28 protein-coding genes, 4 tRNA genes and 1 pseudogene are annotated in these 22,630 nt (G+C 58.9%); 24 read left to right on the top strand and 9 right to left on the bottom strand.

Annotation, left to right across the window (positions count from 1 at the left end; translation table 11 throughout):
• Positions 1 to 43 precede the first annotated feature (43 nt).
• Together P6U16_RS01450 and recJ are read left to right on the top strand one after the other, a co-directional pair.
• Positions 44 to 1,366 carry a homoserine dehydrogenase gene (locus P6U16_RS01450; protein ID WP_277702348.1) on the top strand — a complete coding sequence of 441 codons (1,323 nt, stop codon included), beginning with the start codon at positions 44 to 46 and terminating at the stop codon, positions 1,364 to 1,366.
• A 128-nt stretch (positions 1,367 to 1,494) separates the two neighbouring features.
• Entirely contained in the window at positions 1,495 to 3,297 is a 1,803-nt protein-coding gene (recJ, locus tag P6U16_RS01445) for a single-stranded-DNA-specific exonuclease RecJ (RefSeq protein ID WP_277702347.1), read from the top strand.
• Between the two features lie 69 nt (positions 3,298 to 3,366).
• Here the strand turns inward: recJ and P6U16_RS01440 are convergent.
• The 4 genes from P6U16_RS01440 to P6U16_RS01425 form a co-directional block, all read right to left on the bottom strand.
• Positions 3,367 to 3,440 (bottom strand) — tRNA-Glu (locus P6U16_RS01440).
• Positions 3,441 to 3,646: 206 nt separating this feature from the next.
• Positions 3,647 to 3,720: transfer RNA gene (locus tag P6U16_RS01435), tRNA-Glu, on the bottom strand.
• A 133-nt stretch (positions 3,721 to 3,853) separates the two neighbouring features.
• Entirely contained in the window at positions 3,854 to 5,257 is a 1,404-nt protein-coding gene (locus tag P6U16_RS01430) for a D-Ala-D-Ala carboxypeptidase family metallohydrolase (RefSeq protein WP_277702346.1), read from the bottom strand.
• Between the two features lie 389 nt (positions 5,258 to 5,646).
• Positions 5,647 to 6,087, bottom strand: coding sequence for a VOC family protein (locus P6U16_RS01425; protein ID WP_277702345.1), 441 nt, complete (start codon positions 6,085 to 6,087; stop codon positions 5,647 to 5,649).
• Between the two features lie 207 nt (positions 6,088 to 6,294).
• Here P6U16_RS01425 and P6U16_RS01420 point away from each other — a divergent pair, with 207 nt between their 5' ends.
• The 9 genes and pseudogenes from P6U16_RS01420 (at position 6,295) to P6U16_RS01380 (ending at position 11,944) form a co-directional block, all read left to right on the top strand.
• Positions 6,295 to 6,873, top strand: coding sequence for a cold-shock protein (locus P6U16_RS01420; RefSeq protein ID WP_277702344.1), 579 nt, complete (start codon positions 6,295 to 6,297; stop codon positions 6,871 to 6,873).
• Entirely contained in the window at positions 6,873 to 7,370 is a 498-nt protein-coding gene (locus P6U16_RS01415; protein ID WP_277702343.1) for a DUF192 domain-containing protein, read from the top strand. The genes P6U16_RS01420 and P6U16_RS01415 overlap by 1 nt, the downstream gene beginning before the upstream one ends.
• An 83-nt stretch (positions 7,371 to 7,453) precedes the next feature.
• Positions 7,454 to 7,530, top strand: a tRNA-Pro gene (locus tag P6U16_RS01410).
• Between the two features lie 192 nt (positions 7,531 to 7,722).
• Complete coding sequence (locus P6U16_RS01405) at positions 7,723 to 8,028, top strand: ETC complex I subunit (RefSeq protein ID WP_277702342.1); 306 nt, start codon at positions 7,723 to 7,725, stop codon at positions 8,026 to 8,028.
• Between the two features lie 40 nt (positions 8,029 to 8,068).
• Positions 8,069 to 8,145 (top strand) — tRNA-Arg (locus P6U16_RS01400).
• 50 nt (positions 8,146 to 8,195) lie between these two features.
• A complete protein-coding gene (locus P6U16_RS01395; protein ID WP_277702341.1) occupies positions 8,196 to 8,885 on the top strand; it encodes a TIGR02117 family protein in 690 nt (229 codons plus the stop codon).
• A 182-nt stretch (positions 8,886 to 9,067) separates the two neighbouring features.
• Positions 9,068 to 10,103: pseudogene (locus P6U16_RS01390) on the top strand (GlxA family transcriptional regulator).
• Positions 10,104 to 10,211: 108 nt separating this feature from the next.
• Positions 10,212 to 11,114, top strand: a complete 903-nt coding sequence (locus tag P6U16_RS01385; RefSeq protein WP_277702340.1) for a metal-dependent hydrolase — start codon at positions 10,212 to 10,214, stop codon at positions 11,112 to 11,114.
• 440 nt (positions 11,115 to 11,554) lie between these two features.
• Complete coding sequence (locus P6U16_RS01380) at positions 11,555 to 11,944, top strand: hypothetical protein (protein WP_277702339.1); 390 nt, start codon at positions 11,555 to 11,557, stop codon at positions 11,942 to 11,944.
• Positions 11,945 to 12,102: 158 nt separating this feature from the next.
• Here P6U16_RS01380 and P6U16_RS01375 read toward each other — a convergent pair whose 3' ends face one another.
• Positions 12,103 to 13,299, bottom strand: coding sequence for a site-specific integrase (locus P6U16_RS01375; protein ID WP_277702338.1), 1,197 nt, complete (start codon positions 13,297 to 13,299; stop codon positions 12,103 to 12,105).
• Positions 13,300 to 13,752 carry an Arc family DNA-binding protein gene (locus P6U16_RS01370; protein WP_277702337.1) on the bottom strand — a complete coding sequence of 151 codons (453 nt, stop codon included), beginning with the start codon at positions 13,750 to 13,752 and terminating at the stop codon, positions 13,300 to 13,302.
• Between the two features lie 134 nt (positions 13,753 to 13,886).
• On the opposite strand from P6U16_RS01370, the gene P6U16_RS01365 reads away from it, so the two are divergent.
• From P6U16_RS01365 to P6U16_RS01335, 7 genes are all read left to right on the top strand, one after another.
• Entirely contained in the window at positions 13,887 to 14,054 is a 168-nt protein-coding gene (locus P6U16_RS01365; protein ID WP_277702336.1) for a DNA-binding protein, read from the top strand.
• An 83-nt stretch (positions 14,055 to 14,137) separates the two neighbouring features.
• Positions 14,138 to 14,530: a hypothetical protein gene (locus P6U16_RS01360; protein WP_277702335.1), complete on the top strand. Its 393-nt coding sequence runs from the start codon at positions 14,138 to 14,140 to the stop codon at positions 14,528 to 14,530.
• Positions 14,527 to 14,727: a hypothetical protein gene (locus tag P6U16_RS01355; RefSeq protein WP_277702334.1), complete on the top strand. Its 201-nt coding sequence runs from the start codon at positions 14,527 to 14,529 to the stop codon at positions 14,725 to 14,727. Before P6U16_RS01360 ends, P6U16_RS01355 begins: the two co-directional genes overlap by 4 nt.
• On the top strand, positions 14,724 to 14,909 hold the full coding sequence (locus P6U16_RS01350; RefSeq protein ID WP_277702333.1) for a hypothetical protein: 186 nt from the start codon (positions 14,724 to 14,726) through the stop codon (positions 14,907 to 14,909). The genes P6U16_RS01355 and P6U16_RS01350 overlap by 4 nt, the downstream gene beginning before the upstream one ends.
• A gap of 154 nt (positions 14,910 to 15,063) precedes the next feature.
• A complete protein-coding gene (locus P6U16_RS01345) occupies positions 15,064 to 15,468 on the top strand; it encodes a hypothetical protein (RefSeq protein WP_277702332.1) in 405 nt (134 codons plus the stop codon).
• Positions 15,469 to 15,623: 155 nt separating this feature from the next.
• Positions 15,624 to 15,878, top strand: coding sequence for a hypothetical protein (locus P6U16_RS01340; RefSeq protein ID WP_277702331.1), 255 nt, complete (start codon positions 15,624 to 15,626; stop codon positions 15,876 to 15,878).
• On the top strand, positions 15,875 to 16,786 hold the full coding sequence (locus P6U16_RS01335; protein ID WP_277702330.1) for a hypothetical protein: 912 nt from the start codon (positions 15,875 to 15,877) through the stop codon (positions 16,784 to 16,786). The genes P6U16_RS01340 and P6U16_RS01335 overlap by 4 nt, the downstream gene beginning before the upstream one ends.
• A 119-nt stretch (positions 16,787 to 16,905) precedes the next feature.
• Here P6U16_RS01335 and P6U16_RS01330 read toward each other — a convergent pair whose 3' ends face one another.
• Together P6U16_RS01330 and P6U16_RS01325 are read right to left on the bottom strand one after the other, a co-directional pair.
• Complete coding sequence (locus tag P6U16_RS01330; RefSeq protein WP_277702329.1) at positions 16,906 to 17,121, bottom strand: hypothetical protein; 216 nt, start codon at positions 17,119 to 17,121, stop codon at positions 16,906 to 16,908.
• A gap of 89 nt (positions 17,122 to 17,210) precedes the next feature.
• Positions 17,211 to 17,459 carry a hypothetical protein gene (locus P6U16_RS01325; RefSeq protein WP_277702328.1) on the bottom strand — a complete coding sequence of 83 codons (249 nt, stop codon included), beginning with the start codon at positions 17,457 to 17,459 and terminating at the stop codon, positions 17,211 to 17,213.
• Between the two features lie 89 nt (positions 17,460 to 17,548).
• Between P6U16_RS01325 and P6U16_RS01320 the strand changes: the two genes are divergently transcribed.
• A complete protein-coding gene (locus P6U16_RS01320; protein ID WP_277702327.1) occupies positions 17,549 to 17,872 on the top strand; it encodes a hypothetical protein in 324 nt (107 codons plus the stop codon).
• Positions 17,873 to 17,884: 12 nt separating this feature from the next.
• Here P6U16_RS01320 and P6U16_RS01315 read toward each other — a convergent pair whose 3' ends face one another.
• The gene (locus tag P6U16_RS01315) at positions 17,885 to 18,244 is read right to left on the bottom strand and encodes a hypothetical protein (RefSeq protein WP_277702326.1); all 360 of its coding nucleotides are present in this window, start codon (positions 18,242 to 18,244) and stop codon (positions 17,885 to 17,887) included.
• Between the two features lie 154 nt (positions 18,245 to 18,398).
• Here P6U16_RS01315 and P6U16_RS01310 point away from each other — a divergent pair, with 154 nt between their 5' ends.
• From P6U16_RS01310 to P6U16_RS01290, 5 genes are read left to right on the top strand one after another with little or no spacing between them, the layout of a single operon-like run.
• Positions 18,399 to 18,665 (top strand): hypothetical protein, encoded by a 267-nt coding sequence (locus P6U16_RS01310; RefSeq protein WP_277702325.1) that lies wholly within the window; start codon positions 18,399 to 18,401, stop codon positions 18,663 to 18,665.
• Positions 18,655 to 19,323, top strand: a complete 669-nt coding sequence (locus P6U16_RS01305; RefSeq protein WP_277702324.1) for a hypothetical protein — start codon at positions 18,655 to 18,657, stop codon at positions 19,321 to 19,323. Before P6U16_RS01310 ends, P6U16_RS01305 begins: the two co-directional genes overlap by 11 nt.
• 35 nt (positions 19,324 to 19,358) lie before the next feature.
• The gene (locus P6U16_RS01300) at positions 19,359 to 20,294 is read left to right on the top strand and encodes a DUF2213 domain-containing protein (protein ID WP_277702323.1); all 936 of its coding nucleotides are present in this window, start codon (positions 19,359 to 19,361) and stop codon (positions 20,292 to 20,294) included.
• A gap of 49 nt (positions 20,295 to 20,343) precedes the next feature.
• Positions 20,344 to 21,864, top strand: a complete 1,521-nt coding sequence (locus P6U16_RS01295; RefSeq protein WP_277702321.1) for a hypothetical protein — start codon at positions 20,344 to 20,346, stop codon at positions 21,862 to 21,864.
• Entirely contained in the window at positions 21,861 to 22,433 is a 573-nt protein-coding gene (locus P6U16_RS01290; protein ID WP_277702320.1) for a hypothetical protein, read from the top strand. The genes P6U16_RS01295 and P6U16_RS01290 overlap by 4 nt, the downstream gene beginning before the upstream one ends.
• The last annotated feature ends 197 nt before the right edge of the window (positions 22,434 to 22,630 follow it).

Here is a 22,630-nt window from a genome sequence, read left to right as displayed (position 1 = left end):
CGCCGTCTCGGGCGGGGCGCTCTCTCACTGTTAGGAAATTGGTATGGCAGATGCCCTTAAAATCGGCATTGCGGGCTTGGGAACCGTCGGTGCCGCGCTGGTGCGCATCCTTCACGATCGCCGCGACATGCTGGCGACGACCTGCGGTCGGCCGATCGAAGTCGTTGCCGTCACCGCCCGCGACAAGACCCGTGATCGCGGCATCGATCTGACCGCGACAAGCTGGTTTGACGATGCGGCGTCGCTTGCGGCAAGTGCTGATATCGACGTCTTCGTCGAATTGATGGGCGGGGCAGGCGATCCGGCCTATTCAGCAGTGAAGGCTGCCCTTTCACGCGGCGTGCATGTGGTCACCGCAAACAAGGCGCTTCTCGCAGCCCACGGCATCGAGCTTGCGGGTATTGCCGAAGAGCATGGCGCGCTATTGAACTACGAGGCTGCCGTTGCCGGCGGTATTCCAGTGATCAAGGCGCTGCGCGAGTCGCTGACGGGCAATACGATTTCCCGCGTCTACGGCATCATGAACGGCACCTGCAACTACATCCTGACCAAGATGGAAAAGGAAGGCCTGTCCTTCGAGGCCTGCCTCAAGGAAGCGCAGCGATTGGGCTATGCCGAAGCCGATCCGGCTTTCGACATTGAAGGCAACGATACTGCTCACAAGCTGTCGATCCTGACCAGCCTTGCCTTCGGCACGGCGATCGCCGCCGATGACATCTATCTGGAAGGCATCACCAATATCTCGATCGACGACATTCATGCTGCCGCCGATCTCGGCTACCGCATCAAACTTCTGGGCGTTGCCCAACGCACCGAAAGCGGGATCGAGCAACGGGTGCACCCGACCATGGTGCCGCTCGATTCGGTCATCGCCCAGGTGGACGGCGTCACCAATGCGGTGGCGATCGAATCCGATATCCTTGGCGAACTGCTGATGGTCGGCCCCGGTGCCGGCGGCAATGCAACCGCATCCGCGGTGCTTGGCGACATCGCCGATATCGCCAAGAGCCGCCCCGGCGCTCAGACCGTCCCGGCCTTCGGCCGTCCGGTCACGGCACTCCTGCCGTATACGCGTGCGCAGATCCAGAGCCACGAGGGTGGCTATTTCATCCGCCTGACGGTCGTCGACAAGGCCGGCGTCTTCGCCAGTATCGCGACCCGCATGGCCGAAAACAGGATCTCGCTCGAATCGATCGTTCAGCGATCGAAGACGCACACCGACACCGGCGCGCCGCAGACCATCATTCTCGTCACGCATGCGACGATGGAGGATTCGGTCCGCAAAGCGGTCGCCTCGATCAAGAACGAGGGTTACCTCGTCGGCGAACCGCAGGTCATCCGCATCGAGCGGCCGAAAGTCGCCTGATCCAAGGACACGTCTGAAACCCATCAAGGGCCCCGCCAGCGATCAAGCCGGCGGGGCCTTTGTCGTTTTGGGGTTTGGCCGTTCGCGAAAAAGCGCTAGGGAAAGACCAAGATCAAGGGGCGCAGACAATGAGTGAAATGGTCGATCCGGTTCAGCGGGCGTTTCTGGGCGTCGAACACTCGGTGACCGGGCAGCGCTGGGTCTCGCGTCTCGACCAGGCCGGGCAGAACCGGGCACTTGCGATCAGCCAGGTTCACGGATTTTCGGACCTGATCGCGCGGGTTCTGGCCGGACGTGGCGTCGTGCAGGATGATGCGGTGGCTTTCCTTGATCCGACCCTGCGTTCGCTCATGCCCGATCCCGATACGCTGACGGATTGCCGCAAGGCGGCGGAACGCCTGCTGCTGGCAATCGAGCGGCGCGAGAAAACCGCCATCTTCGGCGACTACGATGTCGATGGCGCCTCGTCCTCGGCGCTGATGTTCCGGTTTCTCCGGCATTTCGGTATCGACGCGGAAATCTACATTCCCGATCGGATTTTCGAAGGCTATGGTCCCAATCCGGCGGCGATCAACCAGTTGATCGACAATGGCGCCCGGTTGATCGTCACGGTCGATTGCGGTTCGACCAGCCAGGAATCGCTGGCGGTCGCTGCGGAGCGCAATATCGAAGTGGTGGTGATCGACCATCACCAGGTTGGCACCGCGCTGCCCCCTTGCCACGCACTGGTCAATCCCAACCGGGAGGACGACCTGTCGGGGCAGGGGCATTTGTGCGCCGCCGGCGTCGTCTTTCTTGTCCTCGTCAACGCGATGCGCCTGTTGCGGGAGAAAGGCGATCGGCGGGCGGATAGTTTCGACCTTCTGGCCTTGCTCGATATCGTTGCTCTGGCAACGGTTTGCGATGTCGTGCCGCTCAAGGGCTTGAACCGGGCCTATGTCGTCAAGGGGCTGGTTGCGGCGCGCCATATGCAGAACCCCGGTCTTTCCGCACTTTTCCGCAAGGCCGGGCTTGGCGGCCCGGTGACGCCCTATCATTTCGGCTTTCTCATCGGCCCCCGAATCAATGCCGGCGGCCGGATCGGCGATGCGGCACTGGGTAGCCGGCTGCTTACGCTTGAGAATCAGAACGAGGCCGAGCGGATCGCCGAGCGGCTGGACGAGTTGAACCGCGAACGCCAGGCAATGGAGGCCGTCATGCTGGCCGAGGCCGAAGCCGAGGTTCTGGCCGAATACGGAACCGGTGAAACCGCGTCGGTCATCGTCACGGCAAGGGAAAACTGGCATCCAGGCATCGTCGGACTGCTTGCCGCGCGCATCAAGGAAAAATTCCGGCGCCCGGCCTTTGCCATCGCGTTTGATCCGAACGGAAAGGGCACAGGGTCCGGCCGTTCGATCAGCGGCTTCGACATGGGTAAGCTGGTGCGCACGGCTGTGGACAATGGGCTGCTGGTCAAGGGCGGCGGTCACGCCATGGCGGCGGGTCTGACCGTCGAGCGCGCCAATCTAGGACGGCTGCGGCACTTCTTCGAGGAGAGAGGCGAGGCTGCGATACGCGATCTCGTTTCCGTCCAGACGCTCAAGATCGATGGCGCGCTTGGCGCCTCTGGCGCGAACCTTTCTTTGATCGACCAGCTGGAACTTGCCGGACCCTACGGCTCCGGCCACCCTCAGCCAATCTTTGCGCTGCCGGGGCACCGCTTGCGCGATGCGCGGCAGGTTGGCGTCAACCACGTCAAGGTGACGCTGGAAGGGCTGGATGGGACGCGGCTCGAAGGCATCGCCTTCCGCGCGCTGGAGACGCCGCTCGGCGATTTCCTGCTGTCCTCGCGCGGCCTGTCGATCCATGTCGCCGGCTCGATTTCGGCCGATCTCTGGCAGGGGTCGCGGCGGGTGCAATTGCGGGTGATCGATGCTGCAAAGGCACTCTGACAAGCAGGTGTCAGCGGGCTCACAAAGAAAGAAGCGCGCTGTGTACAGCGAATTTTACGGAGAGAACCATGGTACGCCCTAGGGAGTCGAACCCCTCTTCCCAGAATGAAAATCTGGTGTCCTAACCGATAGACGAAGGGCGCATCAGGTGGGCGTCTTATAGTCAGCAGCTTTGAAAGCCGCAAGCGCCTATCTGTATTTTTTCACGCTTTTTTGCGGTAAAAACAAAGACGTGAAGGGGATGTGCGACATTGTTCGCAAACCGTCGCAGTTCACAAGGAAGCAACGCCGGAGCCGCCGTTTCCGGCAGCTCCTCGATCAATTCCAAAACTGGATTTGAGAAGCACAGTGGTACGCCCTAGGGAGTCGAACCCCTCTTCCCAGAATGAAAATCTGGTGTCCTAACCGATAGACGAAGGGCGCAAGCGCTGTGTGGCCGCTTTATAGTCAGGCCTTCGAAAGACCGCAAGCGCGAAAATTCATTTTCGTATAAAAAAATGACATAAAATTTATGTCATTGAAAATATTGTTGAAAATGGAAAACTTCGGCGACCTCTCAGCCCTTGCGGCGGCGGCAGCGCCAATTCCAGTCGCGTTCGGTGCCGATGTCGATATGCACGGACTCGGTGTGGCAGTAGGTGCCGACGCCACCGCGACCGGGGATCGTGCGCAGATACTCGGCCAGTTTCCACTTGCTGATTCCGGGAATCTGGATATCAGCCGCCTCGCAGGTCGTGTGCAGCGACTGGCGCCTGCCACCGGCGCGGCGATTGTGTTTGAGGTCGCGCAGTCCTGATGTCACCATGACCTTGCGGCCATAGTGATTCTCGACGATCTTCAGCACCTGCATCAGTTCCGGCTTGAAACAGCCGGTCTCGACCTTCTGCGTCTGCAGCCAGAGCCCGTTTGGCGCCAGTCGCGCGAGACCGGGCAGGGATGCGACCTCGATCGTGCCGCTGTCGTCATCATGCGCTGGTTCCGCATCGCCGGCCGTTGCAAACATCGACGTTGCGCGCACGCCGGGCAGGGCGTTGTAGGCCAGCGATGCCACCTGCTGCTGCTGAACATTCTCTTGCGAGATGGTTTTCTTCTGTGTCGCCTTGCCGAGTCGATCGCCGTCGAACGCGGTCTTGTTCTTTCGCTTGCCGGCAAAGAGAGCTGCGAGCGAAAAGGCCGGCTTGCTGTCCTTTTCTTCGGTCTCTGTCTTGTCCGAGATTGGCAGCGAAGCGGTTTGCTGACCATCTGCGGTCACGATCATGGCTGCAGCCTGCTGCGACGGCTGGACGGCATGCAGTTGTCCCGACGTTTCGCCTTGAAGCGCGGCCGCGCCACTGAGCGGCAAAGGCACGGACGCTGGCATTTCGAGTGCGGCGGCATTGTCCGGCAGGATCGTGTCCGCTACTGCAATCTGCTGGGCAGGATCGGCAGCCTGCGTTGTATTGCTCGCCCCTTCTAGAGGTAGGGGCATCGGCTCAGCCGCCGGCTGCTGTTTGCTCTGGAACAGACTGTTTGTCACCGGCTTCACGCCGGGTTGATTTTCCAGCACCGGAAGCGCTGCGGCCTCGCTTGTGCCCATCGCCGTGTCCCCCGGCATCTGGGTCTGGCCTGTGACCTGGCTGGCATAGATGCTGGATGATGTGGCCTTGAGCCCGTTGGTCTGCAGCACGAGCGAGTCGGGCTGGCCATTGGTGCTCGCTGGCATCATCGCGTTCGCCGTAGCGCCATCCGCCGGCTGTCCGTCGGCGCCGAGGGCGACCACCTGCTGATCTTCCATGGCGCCTTCGGCAACCGTGTCCGTCGCCGATACCTCTGCATCGGTCGCTGCCGGCGAAAGACTTGCCGTGTCCTTGTCCTGCGAGCCGGCTGAGACGCAACCGGACAGGACCAGCATCGACGTCGTCAGCGCAAGCGCCCATAGCGTATGACGCCGGCTGCCCGCCTTTTCTGCTCGATGCTGCAACGCTTGACCCTCCACAAAGACGGCAGCCAAAGGCAAGAGATGTCTTACCGTCATGGCTGTCAATTCGAAGCTGAAGACACCTTCACGCCGCGCGTCCCGGACGGGACTTTCACGCCGTTCCCTCTCGATGCCTGGCTTCCCGGACGACACGACCGTCGATTATACGAGCGGCAGACTGTCCGATCTCTCGTCATTTCACACAAAAGTGTAGTTAACGATGTGATGTTTGTAAACCTGTGCAGGAAAAGGGGGCCTCGTGCCGTTTCGCACAAGGCCCGATTGTCTTCATCTCAACCAGATCACGCAGCCGATGCATGCCCACAATACCGCATGCCGGAGCTGACGATCCATTCACTGCACTGTTATCGCTGCTTGCTGTTGTGCGAGGCTTACCATGCTCCGGTATTGCCCATGGACAGCCACGGCTCCTGTGGCGGCAGGTTTTCACCCTTCTGCAGGATTTCGATGGAGATGCCGTCGGGCGAGCGGACAAAAGCCATGTGCCCGTCACGGGGCGGACGGTTGATCGTAACGCCACTGTCCATCAGGTGCTGGCAAAGTGCATAGATGTCATCGACCTCATAGGCGAGGTGGCCAAAATTCCTGCCGCCGGTGTAATCTTCCGTATTCCAGTTGTAGGTGAGCTCCAGGCAGGGCGAAAGCGCGCCCTTGGCATGGTCGAGATCGCCCGGTGCTGCCAGGAAAACCAGGGTGAAACGGCCTTTCTCATTCTCGTAGCGCCGGATTTCCACAAGGCCGAAAAGCGTGCCGTAAAAATGCAGCGCCGCGTCGAGATCTTTGACGCGAACCATCGTGTGCAGATAACGCATTGTAATGTCCCTGTTTTGCGGAGTGATGTTTGTCAGCCCCTTTATCTAACGGACAATAAGCCAGAGGCAAGGCTCGCGAAATACAAATGGGAACAGGGCAAATTTCAACGAAGGGCTTGCGCATTCGCATTGGGACGATGTTAATCTGATCGTCAAGAATCAGTTAACCGTATTATTTGTGACGCGTAATCGAGGGGCTGGCGGGCTATGGCGGACAGGATTTCATCGAAAGACGTCGCACCGGATGACGAGTTCGGCAACGATGCGCTTGATCTCTTGGAGATCACCGGCGTGATCAAGTGGTTCGATGTTGCCAAGGGCTTCGGTTTCATCATCCCGGACAATGGTATGCAGGATGTGCTGGTTCACGTGACCTGCCTGCGCCGCGACGGATACCAGACGGTTCTAGAGGGCGCACGCGTGGTGGCTCTGATCCAGAAGCGCGACCGCGGCTATCAGGCTTTCCGCATTCTTTCCATGGACCAATCGACCGCGGTGCACCCCTCGCAGATGCCGCCGGTGAAGACCCATGTGCAGGTGACGCCGACCAGTGGGCTGGAGCGCGTCCTCGTCAAGTGGTTCAACCGCACCAAGGGTTTCGGCTTCCTGACGCGGGGAGATGGCACCGAGGACATCTTCATTCACATGGAAACCCTGCGCCGATTCGGCCTGACCGAACTGCGGCCGGGACAGACGGTTCTGGTGCGCTTCGGCGATGGCGACAAGGGCTTGATGGCTGCCGAAATTCATCCTGACGTCCCGTCGCCCGCCGGTCGTGCGCACTGATGTTGTTTGCGCTGCGCCGCTGTTTCGAAAGCGCCTTTCTGGCGCTTTTTTTGTTGCTGGCTTGTGTGCCGGTGCAGGCGCAAGACCTGACCTTTCCGAGGGACAGGCTGACCATCGAGACCGCTGATGGCAAGGAACATGGCTTTGAGGTAGAGCTGGCTGTCGATGCCGATCACCGCCAGCAGGGGCTGATGAACCGTCGCCAGATGGCCCCCGACCATGGCATGTTCTTTGATTTCGGCCAGACCCGGCGCGTCATGATGTGGATGAAGAATACCTATCTGCCGCTCGACATGCTGTTCCTCGGCGAAGATGGCGGCATACTGACCATCCGGGAAAATGCCGTTCCGCTGTCGGAGGCGATCATCGATTCAGGAGAGCCCGTCGCCTATGTGCTGGAACTTAACGCCGGCACCGTCAAACGTCTTGGCATCGCCACCGGCGATGTGGTGAAGACACCGCAGATCGACAATCGCCCCACCGAGGCTTCGCCCTGAACCCGATCGTCAGCAATGCCATTTCTTGAAATTTAGCTGTTGCAGGGGCGGGGGAAGCGTGTATCTCCCCGCATCGACGGTCACGGAGTGTAGCGCAGCCTGGTAGCGCATCTGGTTTGGGACCAGAGGGTCGGGAGTTCGAATCTCTCCACTCCGACCATCGATCTAAGCGCTCATGCGCAAAAACTCCCTGTCCTTCACCGATTATCCTCTGACAAGAGCCTTACCCGGTAAAATCGGTCAAAAATCCGTCGTGGGTCATTCCGTTTTAACGCAATCTGCGTTATGGCAATGCGCTGTGTCGGCAAAGCGATTTGGTCGGCCACGGAACCAGAGTGGAGTCCTCTAAGATATGTCCGCGAAAATCTATCGTCCCGCAAAAACCGCCATGCAGTCCGGCAAGGCCAAGACGCATTTGTGGGTGCTCGAGTTCGATCAGGAATCGCCACGCACGATCGATCCGATGATGGGCTATACGAGTTCGTCCGATACGCGCCAGCAGGTCAAGCTGACCTTCGAGACTGCGGAACTGGCCGTGGCCTATGCCGAGCGCAACGGCATCGAATACCGGGTCATCGCCCCGAAGGACGCCACGCGAAAGAGCCTGTCCTACACGGACAATTTCCGCTTCAACCGCATGCAGCCCTGGACGCATTGACGTCTGGTGTTACTCCGGGGGAAATGCTTCCCCTTCAAGCGGCCCCTTAGCTCAGCTGGATAGAGCACCTGCCTTCTAAGCAGGTTGTCGCAGGTTCGAGCCCTGCAGGGGTCGCCAGTTTTCACCGTGTTTCCCGCATCCCGTTACAAAACGCCAGGATTTCCGTGATGATGAGACGGCTGCTGCGGGCTTTCGGCGTTGTCGTCATCACCGCTATGCTTGTACTTGTTGCAGGCACTGTGGTGCCGCGGCCGCTATTGACCGGTTCCATGCCGGCCAGAGGCGAGGCGACACGGGAAATCCTGGTGCTCAGCAATCCGATCCACACTGATATCGCCATTCCCGTAGACGCGGACCTCTTGGCGCGATTCGGGTTTCTCGCGACCGGCGGTCTTGCGATCGATGAACCCGGTGTCTTCTATCTGGTCTTCGGTTGGGGTGGACGTGCTTTCTACATCGAGACCCCGGAATGGGCGCAGTTGAAGCCCATGCCGGTCCTGAAAGCGCTGACCCTCGATCGGTCGGTCATGCACGTCGAACGTGCCGGGGCGATCGACAGGACGCATCCGGCTGTTACGCCGCTCGCCGTGGATGAGAAGGGTTACGCGCATCTGCTGCAGTTCATCGAGGAGAGCTTTGCGCAGGAGAACGGAGCCCCGGTGCCGATCCCGGGCGTTGCCTATGGTAAGAATGACGTGTTTTTCGAGGCGAGGGGCCATTTCAACGCGTTCGCCGGCTGCAACACCTGGACATCGGCCGCGCTGCGCCAGGTAGGCCTGACAACCGGTTGGTGGAATCCCTTGCCGGTGACGCTTTCTACATCGCTGCGCCTTCACAACGATATCCTTGGAAAATAAAGAAAAAATCGGGCCAAAGCAGCGTGTCTGCTGCTCTGGCCCGCTCCGGTAAAAGAATATCGGACAGGGGAATTTCCGAAAATCCACAAGCCAGGGCGGCTTGCAACAGGAGGTCCTAACGGCGACCATCATGCCTGATCGACCCTTTTCCATTTGACTTGAGTCGCATAAAATTTGACTATTTGCGAATGTTTCCCAAACAATCTTCAAGGCAGGCCGCCGATATCGTTCTGGTGGTGCTGCCCGAATCCTCGATCATGTCGCTGGCCTCGGTGCTGGATCCGATGCGCGCCGCAAACCGGGTCAGCGGCGAGGTGCTGTTTCGCTGGCGCCTGCTGTCGCCGGATGGCGGCCCGGTTCTTCTGACTTGCGGCGTCAGCATCGCTGTGGATGGTCAGTTTACAGCTGCGGAGCAGGGCGATGTCCTGCTTGTGATCGGTGGGTTCAATCTCGAGCGGCATGCCGGGCGCCGCTTCATCGCCAGCCTGCAGGCCGCTGCCGGCCACTTCGCCGTGATTGCGGGCATCGAGATCGGGCTGCTGGCTGCTCGGCCGCTCCGGCCTCGTCAACGGACGCGCCGCCACGGCCCATTGGGAAGAGCTCGAGGATTTTGCGCAAACCTTTCCGGATATTGCCGTGCGCGCCGACCGGTTCGTCACTGACGGCAAATTCTGGACCTCCGGCGGCGCATCGCCGACCTTCGACATGATGCTGCACCTGATCCGCCAGCGTTTTGGCTCGGCTTTGGCGCTCGATGTTGCCAGCATCTTTGTCTACGACGAGACCCATGCCGCGACCGACGCGCAGCCGCTGGTTTCGCTTGGACGCATCGAAGCGCTGGACCCGGAAATTGCCGCCGCGATCCGGCTGATGGAGCGCACGCTGGACCGGCCACTTTCGGTGGCGGCGCTGTCGATGCGGCTTGGCCTGTCGCAGCGCAAGCTCGAACTGTTGTTTTCCCGGGTGCTGCGCATCAGCCCCGGCGCCTATTACCTGCGCCTTCGCCTGCAGACCGCCCACCGGCTGGTGCGCGATACCCGTCTTGCCATCCGGGATATCGCGCTGCGCGCCGGCTTCGACAGCCTCTCTGCCTTTTCCCGTGCTTTCAAGCAGCAGTATGGCGAGAGTCCGCTGGCGGCCCGAAAGACCGGCGTGGCGGTCCAACCGGGTGAAGCGGCGCACGCATCAAGCCAGCCATCTACCATTGCCTCACCTTGAAGCATTCGGTACCTTGGGTGACGAGATTAGCATTACGTCACGGGATTGAGCGCGGTTCGACGTGTCCGTCTCGCGACAGACGGTAGATGAGCAGAAGGACTGGTTCCCATGGCACAGGCTGAACAGGCAAAATGGGTAGGAGCAGCACCCGGTGCCGACGACGAAGACATCATTCCACGCGACATCCGTTTCGGGATTCTCGCCAATCCCAAGCGTCACTGGTTTGAGGGCGACTTTATCAAGACGGCGCTGGTTGATGGTCTTTCGGTGTTTCTGCCGGAAGGAGAGCGCTACTTTATCCGTTCGCTCAAGCACTATGCCCCAAAACTTCAGGACAAGGCGCTGGCCGCCGAAATCAACGGCTATTCGGTGCAGGAAGCTTTTCACACCCGCGAACACGAGGATTATAACCGCGCGATGATGGCGCTCGGCTACGATGTCGAGAGGATGGAAAAGCGGGTCAAGCAGGCCCTCGGCATATTCGGCAATCCGCTCTACAAGCTAGCGTCGACCTGCGCCATCGAGCATTTGACCGCGACGTTTTCGACTATGACGCTGCGTCATCCGCAGTGGTTTGAAAATGCCGACCCGGCCTATCGTCGGCTCTGGATGTGGCACGCTTTGGAGGAACTGGAGCACAAGGCGGTGGCGCTTGACGTGCTGAAAGCCGCGACCCCGAACATGCCTGCCTGGAAGCGCTATCTGCTGCGCGTCGGCACAATGAACGGTACCCTCATCTCTTTTATTCTGATTTTTCTGCGAAACATTCCCGTCTATGCAAAGACCGACAATATCAAAACCGGTTTCCGCTTCTGGATGCGGTTCATCTGGGTCATTCTGGTGAAGCCGGGATATTGGCTGGCCTGCGCGCCGCTCGTCCTGAAATATTATCTGCCGGGCTTTAATCCGGCCAACAAGGATGATGCCGAACTGGTTCGCAAGGGGCGCGATTGGCTCTACCGCGAGTTTTCGGAAAACGGTACCGCCCTCAACAGACCCGCTGAGGCTTGAGAAGAAGACAATGACAAGCCGTGCGTTTTCGAATGTCCTCAAGGCCGCTGTCGGTGGCCGTTTTCCCCGTCTGCAGAAATGGCTTTGGCGGCGGATCTACAACAGCCTGTCGCTGTTCTGGCGCGACCGCGACTGGCGCTTCATGAATTACGGCTTCGTGCCGGCCGGCGCGCCGTTTCCGCTCAAACCGGAAGACGAAAACGAACGCGCCTTCATCGGTCTTTATCAGCAGGCCATGGAAGGCCTGCTGGTCAAGGGTGCGCGGGTGCTGGAGGTCGGCTCCGGGCGCGGCGGCGGGTCGCGCTATATCGCCCGATATCATCAGCCGGCCTCCGTCGTCGGCCTCGATTATTCGCCTGACACGGTGCGTCTTGCCCGGCGCCTGAATGGCGACACGGCTACACTCTCATTCCAGATGGGAGACGCGGAAAAACTGCCTTTTGCCGATGGATCCTTCGATATCGTCGTCAATATCGAGATCATCCCATTGTTACGCAGATGTCGGCGCCTTTGCCCGCGAAGTGTCGCGTGTCCTTGCCCCCGGCGGCTGGTTCACCTTCGCAGACATGCGGTCAAAGAACGCCTTAGCCGAACTCGACCGTCATCTGGAAGTGCCGGGCCTGCATCTGGAGACCGAGCGCAACATCTCGTCGGAGGTCGTCGCAGCCCTCGATCACGCCGACAAACGCAAGCGCGACCGCATCGGCAAGGTCTGGCTGATGCGACGCTTCATGACCGAATTCTCCGGCGCCAAAGGCACCGTCCTCTACAAAAGCCTGGTCGGCGGCAACGTTGTGTATGTCGCTCGGCGGTATCGGAAGACGGAGTGAAGCATTTTTGGAGGGAAACTCATCCTGAAGATACGGTAAGGATTTCAGGTGTTTGGTGAGCGCGCAGGGATTCGAACCCTGGACCTACAGATTAAAAGTCCGCCTCAAATCCTTATTTTCCAGCCGGTCTAGCGTTCCATGTTGCGTCCATGTTGCATCTAGCTCAGGAGCGCCGCCTCGGCAAGAGCCAACTCGCTGGCGTCATCCATGGATGGGAACAGGTGAGAGTAGGTGTCCAGCGTGAGCGAAATGGTCGCGTGACCGAGCCGTTCCTGCACCGATTTAGGCGGCAACCCGAGCCCACCATCTTCGCGCCGATTGATCAGCCATGAAGCATAGAAATGTCTCAGGGAGTGGAGGCCGGTATACTTCGCAGCAAGGACCGGCTTGCCTTGGTCGTCCAGCTCGTCGGTGGCGATCGTCACGCCAGCTGCAATCATCGCAGGCTGCAGACCACGGCGAACGATGTTCGTGTGGCTTTCAACGTTTCCAGAGCCGTTCGGAAGGACCAGATCGGCATCGCCTTTCGGGCAGGCGAGTTTCCATTCCTTGAGCGTATTGATCACCATCGGCGGTACCGGCACCGATCGCTCTCCCGCTTCTGACTTCGGACGGCCGATCTCGTTCGTGAAGTCGGCGCGCTGGCGAACGTGGATCAACTGCCTTGCGAAATCGACGTCTGACCATCGCAGGCCGCGCAGTTCGGAAGCGCGCAGGCCGGCAAAGATCGCGGTCAGCAGGAGAGGGCGCCAGCGTCCTTCCAAGACGGCAACGAGCGCCTTGACCTCCTCCCGCGTTGGAATATCCACACCAACCTTCAGCTTGCCGCGATGACGCTTTTCCAGGCGCATGTCGCGGCCCTTTTGTCGTGTCCGGCTTTTCTCTCGGATCGCATTGCGGACGACAAGCCCGCGCTCTTGCGCATCTGCAAGAATCGATCCGAGCGAAACGAGTACCTTGCGCACCATGGCCGGTGACTTGCCAGCCTCGCGCATTGTCTCCTCGAACTCGCGAACGGCAGGCACGGTGAGGCGGGAAAGCAGAACCTGCCCGATGGCCGGAACGATGTGAAGGTTCATGTGCTGGCGATATTGGACGAGTGTCCCATGCTCGACGCGCCGCTCGGCTGATTTCAGCCAGAGCTTACCGGCCGTTTCGACGGTCACACTCGCGGTGTCCGCGACATGGACTCCCTCGCGAACCTCGACAGTGGCCGTGGCGGCGAATTGGTCAGCTTCCTTTTTCAGGCGGAATGTTCTCATCCGGCGCTTGCCGGTGGTGTCGACATAATCGACCACCCAGGCGAATCTTTCGACGCCTTTGGGAGTGGTCCATTCGCGCTTGCGGACTGACATCTACTTCAAACGACCGGGGAGCACATACGACTTCTCAAGCGTGTCGATTGCCTGATCTTCCATCGTTCTCCTCATCTTCTCGGCGGCCTTGCTGATCGCTTCTGCCAAATCCTCCGGCAAGCGAATGATCGGCTGTTTGTTTTCAGTTTCACCGTCTTGGTGCGGGTCCGCGTGTCGTTCGCTGGCAAGAAGTTGACGGGCAAACGCCGACGCTTTGGCGTCATCAACGGCCGCTCGGGCCATGTCGAGATCCTTAGCCAGTCGAGAGTTTTCAGTCTCGAGATAGGCAATGTCCATTCTCAAGCGGGAGAGCTCAGGGAAGCGCTCTAACCGATCAACTATCTCGGCGTTTAATGATCGGGCATTGGCGTCTGCCGCTTCTTTAAGCTTGCCGCGCAGCCCAGCAGGGAGGCGCAGCAGGTATTGATCCGACTTGCTTCTATTCTCAGCCATTACCTAATTTCCCCACTCCCACTATCCATTGGATAATTTTTGGCTTGACGTCAATCTATATCCATTGGATAAGCTATATCCGTTGGATATTAACAGGAGATGACCAATCGTGACTGTTTCGGAAAAAAGAGGCGATGGACCTCGTGTGGGGCGCTGAAGACATCGCCAAGATTATCGGTCGATCTGCCCGCGTCACGTTCCACATGCTCACGACCGGAGCAATTCCGGCCAAAAAGGTCGGCGGCCGCTGGGTTGTCGAGCGCAGCAAGCTCATCAGCTTCTTCATGGAGGACGCGAATTGAGCGCCGCCCTCCAGAACGCAAAAGGCCCGGCGGGTGGTTGCACACCATGCCGGGCCGGTTCAACCAAATCAGGGGATCAGGACATGAACAGGACGAAACATAGCATCGGGGCGGCGATCTTGCCAGCCCTCTCGCGCCGCATCTTTCTCGGTGGCATGGCGGCCAGCGCGATCCCGGCGGCGTCACTGGCTGCCGAGAACAAGGCGCCAAGCATCGACGACTTTCTCGCCAAGGCCATGCCGTCCGAAAAGGCGCGCTATCATGCCAACGCGCTTGCCGACGCCATGGCCGAGATGCACCCGGATCACTTTTGGCGCGCCGAGATCAACCACGCCCATCACTTTGCTTTGATCGTCGGCGATGCCAAGAAGCGCCACGCCCCGGTCGCTCGGATTTACGTAGATGATGGGTCGCCGCTTCTCGCCGACGACGTGACCGGAACCACGGCCTTTGCGGATTGGGAGGCTTCCCGATGATCAGCCCGAAAATCGAACCTTTCCGCGACAGCCTCGGCGCTGCACATTCCTATATCCACGCCATGCGCGTCATGATCGAAACCGTTCTTGGCAACGGTGATCATTATTGCTCGCTCGATCTGCTCGCCACCAACGCTCAGGAGGAAATCAACAAGGTCCAAAGCCTCGTTGACGAGATGGAGGGCGGGCAGTCATGAGAAGCCTGTCCATCTACCAACACCGCAGGGCCGAGGTGGAAGCCCGCATTGAGGACTTGATTGCCCTCCTCGACATACTCGACGGCGATCCGGATCTTGAAGACGACGAGACCGAGGAAACCCTCGACGAGGACAGCCGCCAGTGCGGGCGCCTTTACCTGATCGGAGTTCCGAGCAGATGAGGCTCCTCGCACTTCTCACAGCCATTGGTCTGCTCAAGATCGCGAAAGGCATCGCGTGGCTCGGTCACCTCGTCGGTGACGCCGGCATGTGGATCGTTGCCCGGTGTGAAAGGGCGCGCCGATAATGCGATCATTCACCAAGGTTCTTCCAAGCATGTTCGAGGACAAGCGCTGGCTCAATCTCGATTGGGCAGCGCGAGGCGTCTACTTCTACCTCCTCGGAGGCAAGCATCAAACGTCTGCCGGCACCTATAAGCTGCCGGATCTCTACGCATCGGCGGACCTTCAGTGTGATGTTTCAGATTACGTTTCCGCCCGGAAGGCCATCGCTGCCGCCGGGCTGATCGTATTCGACGAGGATACCAACGAGCTGTACGTGCCCGGATGGTATGCCGAAAACGCGATCACGAACGAAAAACATGCGATCGGCACTTGTCGGTGCATCAGCCAAATCAAGAGCGACATGATCCGAGAAGTCGCCGAGGCTGAGTACACAGTATCGTACGAAGCCTTCTATCTCCGACAATCCAGCAAGCCCTTACCAAAGGGCTTTCGATAGCTGTCGAAATAGGTCTCCCGATAGCCCTATCGATAAGACAGAGACCTGAGACATAGACCTGAGACCGGAGACAGAGACAAAAACCGAGACAAAAACAAAAACAGAAACTTTGAAAGCGGAGCCCCTGCGGAGCGGCTTTGGAAGGAAAGGGAAACGTGGAAAAAACCAGCATCGGCGGCAAGAGGCCATCATCCCAAGCCAAATGGAACGAGGCTCATCCTCTTGAGCTCCTGGCCCACAGCTACGTTCGATCCGCCCTACGAAAGGGGCTGCTTGTTCGTGGGCCTTGCGAAATCTGCGGCGACCGGCAGACCGACGCGCACCACGACGACTACGAGCAGCCCAGAAAAGTGCGGTGGCTGTGCCGTCGGCATCATCAGCAGCACCATGCGAAGGAAAGAAAACCATGAAGACCACCTCGAAGAACCCGCCAAGCGAAAGGCCCCCATCGGCCAATGAACCGGTACCCGCCGAGAGGTGCGCGCTTACGGAAGCCGACAAAGAGATCATGCGCCCGCTGACGGATAGCCTGAAGATGCCGATGTTCAAGAAATCTCCGACGTCCGTGATCCCCGACCATGTTTCGCCAGCTCTGGGACAAGCCATGATCGCCAAAGCGTTGGGCATAACCGACGGTACGCTCTACGCCGGCGCAATCGAACAACTGATCAACGTTTCATCGAAGGGTCTCGAGATCGATATCGACGCGCTCAACTTCGCCGTCTCGCTCGTGCGCGGTATTGAGCCCAGGGATCATCTCGAAACCATGCTCGCGATGCAGATGGCAGCCGTTCACATGGCCAGTATGACCTTCGCCCGGAAGATGAACCACACCGAAACCATCCCCCAGCTCGACCTGCAGGAGCGTGTCGTCAACAAGCTCATGCGGACCTTCACCACCCAAATGGAGGCGCTGCGCAAGCATCGCAACGGCGGCAGTCAGAAGGTCATCGTCAAGCACGTCCACGTCTACGAAGGCGGCCAAGCCATTGTCGGCAGTGTCTCCCATGGGGGAGGGCCATCACCGAAGGAGCAACGCAATCCCATGAACAAGAAGATTTATCCTTTCCAGTCAGCGCCGCGCTGTACGGCAACTTCGAAGAGAACCAAGAACCGGTGCCAGGCGCCGGCGGAAAGGCTTAAGACCGTGTGCAGGTTTCATGGTGCCCGCGCTGGCGCTCCCAGGGGCGAAAAAACGGTGCTTTCAAGCATGGCCGGTATACCTGCGAAATGGTGGCGGTTCGGCGGCTTCTGGCTGACGCTGAAAAGTACGCACGCCACACCCTTTCCGATGACGAGACTTGAGAGGGGGCGGTGATGGATAGGACCGACAGGACATTTTTCGCAGGGTGCAAGCGGTTCGGCGAGACGCGACCAGTAGCGATAATTGGTCTTCCCGATAGCAAGCAACCGTACGATTATTTCGTACGATCGACCTCACCCAACCGAATGGAGCTGCACACCATGGCAGAGCATGCCCCACGTCGGAGAGCGCGAATAGTCGCTCGCGTGGACCTGCAAAGGCGGTTCGGGGTTTTCGTCGGGATTGGGCAGCGGCTCTTCATCCGGCAGGTGATCGGGCTCAGGCTCCTTGACCGGCATCGGCAGCGGTTCTCCAATGCCTGGCACGGGGTCGGCGCCGGGAACGGGCATGACGGGGGAATGCTCATCGATGTTTCTCCTACGTGAACGTAGAGAAATCCTTACCGTCAAGATTGGTTCCAAGGCGATTTGATCTCGGGCTATCCGTCTCGAACGAAACGAACCTTATCTTGCCCCGCCAGCAGAAAGCTCCGAAAGCCAGCGCTCCTGACTGCTTTTTTCATGCCGAGAATGTGTTCCGCCTTCGACGGATTTTCCCAATACTGAGGCAACTGAGCGCTGCCTGGCAACCTTACGCCGGATATGGCTTCAATGTCCGCGAACGAAAGCACGATCTCACCAAGCACTTCTTTTTGCAGCCGATGCGTCAGCCCTTCATACTTGCCCATGTCACTCCCCGTGGTTGGCGGGATCATGCCCAAGCCGCGACAGAAAGCAATGTTCAAAATAGCGATGCACCTGATCTAGGATATGCCAAATGAGCAACACGCTATTCAGGAACAGCGAACTGCTGGCCTGCAAAGGATTAGGCTTGGCGCCGATCCTGATGCGCAAGGACGACATAATTCTCATGAAACGTGCCGAGGATCATTCCGGCAGGACCGATAAGACCATCCGCGGCTGGTGCAAGCAATTCGGTATTGGCCGGCAGTCGTGCCCTGGTGCGCCGATCGAGATATCGGCCCCAGCTCTGGAAATGGTCCTGGAAGGCGATATCGTCGCACTCGAGCTCTTACGCGTAGGCAACCGGACACATCCAAGGGTTAAGCGATATTTCGATCATCTCGGGATACCAGTATGACGGAGGGCGTCCTTACTGGCTGGCTCGGCTGTTGAAGTCGTTGACAGCGCGGCTGTAACTGTCAATTGCCTCATCACTGTCACGTTTGGCCTTACTTGCCACCTCCTCAGCTTCGCTTTGTGCCCGCCTTGCTGTTGCTGTTGCCTCATCGGCAGCGATCTGAGCCTCATTGTTGTTACAGTCGACAAACTCTTCGACCTGAGATTTGAACCTCTCCATATCGTTCTTACAGCTTTCGAATTCATATTCGTCAGTGAACGAGCCGTAACCGGAGGCGCAAGACGGCGCCGAAGGCTCCGAGCAATATGAAAAAGCGTTCTGTGATGTTGTCAGAAAGACCAAGGCCGTCAGCGCGGCTACTGAAAATTTCATTTTTTCCCCTTTAACCTCAACAAGCTAATTGCATCCTATCCTCCTATGCAAGCATGTCGAAGACGGGGCACACACTACCGAACGCTTCCAATCCCCATTGCCGCATTTTCATGGTCTTCTGCTCTTCGAAACGGAGCTCGGAAGGCTATCGGGAATGCCGCTTATCGCTACCAAACCTCGCAGACAGAAAGACCCGATCGTCAACGTCATGTTGAACGGTGGACGGGTTACCGCGGGCTTCCGAGCCGCGCTGTTCGCCGCTGCCAGCCGCGCCGGCGTCTCCGTCAATGAATTCGTCCTGACAGCTGCTGCCGAGAAGCTTCGCGCCTCTGGTGGCCAGTTCTCGGGCGTGTTCGAACCGGGCGATCTGCCCGACCTCAACGACAACACCAGACAGGATGTTACCAGCCATGAAGCCTGACCTAGAAACACGCATTGCCGATGCCTTCGGCGCCGGCCACTCCTCCAAGGAAGTTGGAACTCTCTTGCAGGACGTCGCCCAAGCCGACGCCGCAGCCAGGCAAGCCAGCCAGATTGCATCTCAACGTGCCCTTGATCCCATGACACGCCCGGCGGAAGTCGCCTCTGCTCGTAAGGAGATGGAGGATTGCGATTTCCGGAGCAAACGGTTCGCCATTGCGATCGAAAAGCTCAAGGAATTGAAAGACGAGACCGCTCGAAATGAGAGATCTGCTGCGGCGCTTGAGGAATTCGAAGCGGCTCGCACCGAGCGCGATCAGCTCGCCGAAGATATCAAGGAATATCCGGACCTAGCCATGAAAATTGTTTCCCTGATTGAACGCTTGGTGGCGAGCGATCAGCGGATCGAAGCGGCGAACAAGGCGAAGGGTTCCAAAGATTGGCTTTACAGCGCAGAGTTCCTAGCCGTCGGCAGCCCGCCGCAATGGAATAACGGCAGCCCGGATGATCATCCTCGGCTCACGGCTGCGAAACTCCCGTTGATCACTCCTCACACCGGCTATGGCTGGCTCTGGCCGCGTCGGTCTCATTTTCTTGATTGCCTGGGTGAGCTGGTAACCGTCTGGGCAACCTGGCGGGGAGGTTTTTCGAGTGGTTGAGCTTCCCCGCCATCTCAAATTTGAAAGGGACTGACATGCACCTGCAGGACAAATTGACCATCGACGACAAGCGCCGCACGCGCGATGGCTACATGACCGTGAATGCCCGGGTGGCCCGCGCCGGCAATGTGCAGGTCTACGGTGGTGCCGAAGTGGGCCGGCCCGATCTTGCCGCGGTGCGGGTCTACCGGCCGGCCGACGAAGTGTTCAGTGCGGACACCATGCAGAGCTTTGCTCATCGGCCGGTCACTTTTGGTCATCCTCCGCAGACGGTCTCGTCGACCAACTGGCGCGATGTCGCCAAGGGCTGGAGCGATAGCGAGGTGGTCCGCGACGGTGAATTCGTCCGCGTCTCCATGCTCCTCGCTGATGCCGAGACCATCGCGGCTGTCGAGAACGGAACCCGAGAACTCTCCATGGGCTACGACTGCACCTTGGATTGGACGTCCGGAACTTCACCCACTGGCGAGCGATACGACGCCGTACAGCGCGGCATCCGCAGCAATCACATCGCCGTGGTTCCACAAGCCCGTGGAGGCTCTGAGCTTCGCCTGGGCGACAGTGCCGGCGGCAACCGAAAGGAACTTCACATGATGAACGATACTGAAAAGCGCACCATGCGAGACAGCGTGCGCGGCATGCCGCTTTCCCAGGCCAAGGATCTGCCGATCTACGACGAGTTCAAGACCTTCTGGAATAACGGCATGCCGGCAAACGAATTGGCAGCCCTGCACGACGGAGCCATCGTTGAACCGCGCCAGCCTACAGCCGACGAGAGCCGCGTTGAAGCTGCACGGGACCATATGATCCACCAGCTCGGCAACGCGCAACGATCGCCGGTCAACGACAACCGGAATGTATCGTCACCCCAATTCGCTCGCGACGGCCGGCCGATGTCCTCGCTTGCCGATCATGAGCGCGCCCGCGAGGAAATGATCATCAGTCAGTCGAATGCCTGGAAGGGCAACTAGGTAGCGATAAGTGTCTTTCTCGGCTGTTAAAAAATGGATGGTTTGTTGAATGACTGACTTTGCCCAGCTTGTGCTTTCCGCCGAATCTACCGGGCTCAAATCTGGCGAGCAGGCTCTGATCAGGCTGGCCTCGACTGCCGAACGAACTGAGAACCGTGCCGGAAAGGCAATGACGGGCCTCTCAAAGGCAACCGAACAGGTCGGCAAGCAAAGCATATTTGCAACCCAGCAGCTTCGAATGTCCGCCATGCAGTTAAGCCAGGTTGCTCAGCAGGCTTCAGCAACGGGCAACGTCATGCAGGCGCTGGCGATCCAATTGCCTGACTTGGCTCTCGGGTTTGGCCCCATAGGCATCGCGGCTGGTGCCGCGGCCGGCGCTATCCTGAGCTATTTCGCGACCTATGATCAGGGCGAGGATGCCAGCAAAGTCCTGCGGGATCAGGAAAACCTTATTCGACAAGTTGCTGACCGGTGGGGCGATGCTGTCCCTGCGCTACGCGCATATGCTGATGAATTGGAAAGGGCTAGCCAAGCTGCAGACCTTGCAGAGGGCCTCGGGATTTTGAAGGAGCGCGACTTGTCGGAAGTCCGGGCTGCTGTGGATGACGTTCAGGTGTCCATCGCAGCGCTTGTGAGAGATTTGGAGATGGCAGGCGAGGAAACGGGCTCCATTATCGATTTGCAGGACGCGCTCAACGGCTTTTCCGAATCTGCACAGGACGGCGAAGTCAGCGCAAGCGAGGTTGAGAAGGTCACACAGGCATTGGCAAGCGCGATCAACGGATCTGGCATTCCCGCGCTCGCTGAATTCGCTGCAAGCTTCAGCGTTCTTTCGAACTCCGCTCTCGATGCCGCGCAGAAAGTGGAAAGCGCCATGTTTGCGGCGCAGATGGCCCAGTCACGCATCAATGATCCCTCGACATGGCGTTCCTTTGGTCAACGCGGACAGAGCGCTGACAGCACCATCCAAGGCGGCGGGTTTGTGTTGCCCGACATCGGCCCGACGCCCGACGGTCGCGGAACCCCGGAATTGAGCGGCTACCCATACGAAAAGATTGGCGGTCGCGGTCGCGGTCGAAAGAGTGGCGGCGGCAAGAGCGATGCAAGCCTTTACGACGATATCATCAAGGCCGCAGAACGCAGGATTGCTACCCTCGATTCCGAGCGCGATGCTGTTGGACTTTTGGAGGAAGAACAAGACGTCCTCCGAAACACCACTGAGCTTTACAATGAGGCGCAACAAAAGGGCCTAACGTTAAGTGATAGCCAGATGGAGAGGTTAGAAAACTTATCCGAAACTATGGCGCGCGTTTCTGAAGAAACCCGCCTGGCCAAGGAACAGCTAAAGTTCTTTGACGATATCGAGGACGACCTGAAGGAGGGTCTCATAGACTCTATCGTTGAGGGCAAGAAGCTCTCCGACACGTTCAAGGACATAGGTAAATCGATCGCCAAGGCAGCACTTGAAGCAGCTTTCTTCGGAAGCGGCCCCTTCGCTGCTGGTACGGGCAGCGGCGGCGGAAACTTCCATGGCGGGATATTCACAACCAATCTCAGGAGAAGCAGATGAGTGCTTTTTTCAGCGTATGCTACGAAGACCGAATTGAAATTCTGACCGACGGCGCCCACTACAACCCGGACGGATGCCTTGTCGCGCTGCAGACGAAGATATTTCCGAACGGCAGCAAGCCTTTTGCCGTTACAGGACGGGGGCACAGCGTATCGCTCGAGCGGTTCGCCCGGCTGTTCAATCGAGTGGCGGACGCTTGCGTCAGCGTCGACGACGCACTCCGCGAGATCGACAGGGAAATCCAGAAGCTGGGCCTCATGGCGATCGAGAAAGCGCCACAGCCTGTCGAGGTTATCATTCCCTGCATCTCAGAGACAAAGGGACCGATCAACGTCTATCTCGCCACGCAAGATGTCTATGGCTACGCGGCGCCCTTCACGATGTCTGTAGCGCCTTCGGAAGTGGGCGGGGGCCGGCAGTGCCGTGTCACGAGCTTGAGGCGCACGGTATTACGCCAGGCGCTGCGTCTGAAGGTTTGTCTAAGGTCGGCATTACCTTCTTCGAACTCATGCGCAGACAAAAGGGCACCAACCCAGCAGCGCCGGAACTGCCGCCGATTTACGGCATAGGCGGTTTCATCGACCACACAGTCATCCGCAAAGAGGGCGTTGTCGTGAACCGCATACACACCTGGAACGACGAAGTTGGCAAGACGATCAACCCTTTCAACCAAGTGGTTCTCGCTGCTTAGTCCGGGCCAAATTGCATGTGAATAGCGACAGGTTGATCACCAGCCGCATTCTTTGCGCAGGGGTTCTATAGCCTT

The organism is Rhizobium sp. 32-5/1, assembly GCF_029537235.1.
GTDB lineage: Bacteria > Pseudomonadota > Alphaproteobacteria > Rhizobiales > Rhizobiaceae > Pararhizobium.
The sequence above is the reverse complement of the archived record's forward strand: the minus strand, read 5'-3'. Positions and strand labels throughout refer to the sequence as shown.

Coding starts and splice junctions, on each gene's coding strand:
- P6U16_RS01320 (WP_277702327.1), top strand. CDS start 17,549: ATGAGCAACACGCTATTCAGGAACAGCGAACTGCTGGCCTGCAAAGGA.
- P6U16_RS01370 (WP_277702337.1), bottom strand. CDS start 13,752: ATGGCTGAGAATAGAAGCAAGTCGGATCAATACCTGCTGCGCCTCCCT.
- P6U16_RS01395 (WP_277702341.1), top strand. CDS start 8,196: ATGATGAGACGGCTGCTGCGGGCTTTCGGCGTTGTCGTCATCACCGCT.
- P6U16_RS01305 (WP_277702324.1), top strand. CDS start 18,655: ATGAAGCCTGACCTAGAAACACGCATTGCCGATGCCTTCGGCGCCGGC.
- P6U16_RS01415 (WP_277702343.1), top strand. CDS start 6,873: ATGTTGTTTGCGCTGCGCCGCTGTTTCGAAAGCGCCTTTCTGGCGCTT.
- P6U16_RS01325 (WP_277702328.1), bottom strand. CDS start 17,459: ATGGGCAAGTATGAAGGGCTGACGCATCGGCTGCAAAAAGAAGTGCTT.
- P6U16_RS01405 (WP_277702342.1), top strand. CDS start 7,723: ATGTCCGCGAAAATCTATCGTCCCGCAAAAACCGCCATGCAGTCCGGC.
- P6U16_RS01295 (WP_277702321.1), top strand. CDS start 20,344: ATGACTGACTTTGCCCAGCTTGTGCTTTCCGCCGAATCTACCGGGCTC.
- P6U16_RS01375 (WP_277702338.1), bottom strand. CDS start 13,299: ATGTCAGTCCGCAAGCGCGAATGGACCACTCCCAAAGGCGTCGAAAGA.
- recJ (WP_277702347.1), top strand. CDS start 1,495: ATGAGTGAAATGGTCGATCCGGTTCAGCGGGCGTTTCTGGGCGTCGAA.
- P6U16_RS01290 (WP_277702320.1), top strand. CDS start 21,861: ATGAGTGCTTTTTTCAGCGTATGCTACGAAGACCGAATTGAAATTCTG.
- P6U16_RS01355 (WP_277702334.1), top strand. CDS start 14,527: ATGATCAGCCCGAAAATCGAACCTTTCCGCGACAGCCTCGGCGCTGCA.
- P6U16_RS01425 (WP_277702345.1), bottom strand. CDS start 6,087: ATGCGTTATCTGCACACGATGGTTCGCGTCAAAGATCTCGACGCGGCG.
- P6U16_RS01335 (WP_277702330.1), top strand. CDS start 15,875: ATGAAGACCACCTCGAAGAACCCGCCAAGCGAAAGGCCCCCATCGGCC.
- P6U16_RS01345 (WP_277702332.1), top strand. CDS start 15,064: ATGTTCGAGGACAAGCGCTGGCTCAATCTCGATTGGGCAGCGCGAGGC.
- P6U16_RS01300 (WP_277702323.1), top strand. CDS start 19,359: ATGCACCTGCAGGACAAATTGACCATCGACGACAAGCGCCGCACGCGC.
- P6U16_RS01360 (WP_277702335.1), top strand. CDS start 14,138: ATGAACAGGACGAAACATAGCATCGGGGCGGCGATCTTGCCAGCCCTC.
- P6U16_RS01450 (WP_277702348.1), top strand. CDS start 44: ATGGCAGATGCCCTTAAAATCGGCATTGCGGGCTTGGGAACCGTCGGT.
- P6U16_RS01420 (WP_277702344.1), top strand. CDS start 6,295: ATGGCGGACAGGATTTCATCGAAAGACGTCGCACCGGATGACGAGTTC.
- P6U16_RS01350 (WP_277702333.1), top strand. CDS start 14,724: ATGAGAAGCCTGTCCATCTACCAACACCGCAGGGCCGAGGTGGAAGCC.
- P6U16_RS01365 (WP_277702336.1), top strand. CDS start 13,887: ATGGACCTCGTGTGGGGCGCTGAAGACATCGCCAAGATTATCGGTCGA.
- P6U16_RS01315 (WP_277702326.1), bottom strand. CDS start 18,244: ATGAAATTTTCAGTAGCCGCGCTGACGGCCTTGGTCTTTCTGACAACA.
- P6U16_RS01330 (WP_277702329.1), bottom strand. CDS start 17,121: ATGCCCGTTCCCGGCGCCGACCCCGTGCCAGGCATTGGAGAACCGCTG.
- P6U16_RS01385 (WP_277702340.1), top strand. CDS start 10,212: ATGGCACAGGCTGAACAGGCAAAATGGGTAGGAGCAGCACCCGGTGCC.
- P6U16_RS01310 (WP_277702325.1), top strand. CDS start 18,399: ATGCCGCTTATCGCTACCAAACCTCGCAGACAGAAAGACCCGATCGTC.